Origin of the sequence: Amycolatopsis sp. NPDC059657 (assembly GCF_042734395.1) — a bacterium.
Classification (GTDB): domain Bacteria; phylum Actinomycetota; class Actinomycetes; order Mycobacteriales; family Pseudonocardiaceae; genus Amycolatopsis.
Window position 1 is genome coordinate 1 of sequence record NZ_JBHWEB010000270.1, and the last position, 1,479, is coordinate 1,479.

Here is a 1,479-nt window from a genome sequence, read left to right on the forward strand (position 1 = left end):
TAGGGCGTGGGGTGTGGTGTCAAGAGTGTTGCTGTGTAGGTGACTGTTTGTGATGGTGGTGTCCCTGGGCGTTTGGATGGGAATGGTGAGGTTGGTCGTTTTCGTGCTCGGGGGCATTGCCGTGACCTGCGATGTTGTGGGTTGGGGTTGCGTGCCGCGCGGTGTGTCGCGCGTGCGTGGCCCTCGTCGGTGGGCCCTCGGTGGGTGATGATCGTGTCGGTGGCGGTGTGCAGGGTGGCGGTGAACGACACTTGGTTGATGTCGAGGGCCGCGGCGTCGGCGCTGTCCTGGGCGAGGCGGCGTAGCGCCTGGTAGGTGATCAGGTAGGCGTAGACCTCCTGTTCGACGCCGGTGTGGGTGCGTGATCGCAGGACCCGGTTCGCGCCGCGTTGCAGGACTTTCCAGCAGTAGAACGTGGTCTCGATGATCCAGCGGCGGGCGTAGAGCTCGGTGAGTTCTTGTGCCGGGGCGTTGCGGTGGTCGGTGATGGTGGTGATCAGCCGGTAGAGCTCGGTTCGGGCGGTTCCGTCGGCGGTTCTCACGGTGATCGTCGCGTTGATCACCCGCACCGGCAGCGGATCGGGTTGGGTGCGGTAGTGCTTGCGGTGCGGGAACCGGGACAGATATGACCCGTCGGGCAGGACCTGGTGCACCGGCAGCTGGGCGTCGTTTTTGGCTCGCCATAACAGATCCGCGCCAGTCGCGGCGGCGGCGTGCCACAACGGCCACGAGTAGAAGCAGCGATCCGCCAGCAGCAGCATCCCGGCTTCTAGCCGGGTCAGCAGGTCACGCGCGAGGGTGATCTCACCGACGCCTTTGCCGCCGAACACGGCGCCGAGAAACGCGCGGGTGCCGCATTCCACCAGGCCCAGCAGCTGAAGTTTGCGGTAGCCGGACGGACCGGCTTTCCCGCCCGCACGGCCGAACAGGTGGGCGTTGCTGACGGTGTCGGGCACGTCGAGGGTGGTGCCGTCCCACGCGACCAGCCGCCACCGCCGGTACCACGCGCGGGTGTCCGCGCGGGTGGCGATCGGACCGCACGCCCAGTCCCACAACGCTCGCAGCGGCGCCACACCGAGCCGGGCCCGGGCCGCGCGCAGCGCCGCGATCCCGGGCGTCCGTGCCGGTTCGGTATCCGCACCAGCGGTCAGCGCGCCGAACACGCCGCCGTAACCACGGCCGGGAAACAACGTCAACGCCAGCACGAAATACACCACCACCCGAGCAGGCAACAGCCGCACCCGGCGCTGCGTGCGGCGAGTCTGCGCGAGGATCTCATCAATGACCTGCGGTGGAACGTAATCGGTCAACACGCCCAGATGCCCCGGCAGGAACACCGACGACGACACGGGCATGGCAGAATCAGGCACAGCGGCTCCTGGCGAAGAGTGGATCTTAGTCGACTTCTCTTCTACCAGGAGCCGCGTCTATCACAGCCTTGACACCACAACCCCAGCCCTAACTACCCGGCATTGGGTT

The 1,479-nt window shown here is 66.9% G+C and carries 1 protein-coding gene; it reads right to left on the reverse strand.

Annotated elements, in window-relative coordinates; genetic code table 11:
* Positions 1-1,370 (reverse strand): IS4 family transposase (locus tag ACFV15_RS48160; RefSeq protein WP_378360244.1); only part of this gene is annotated, 1,370 nt, incomplete at its 3' end.
* Between the last annotated feature and the right edge of the window lie 109 nt (positions 1,371-1,479).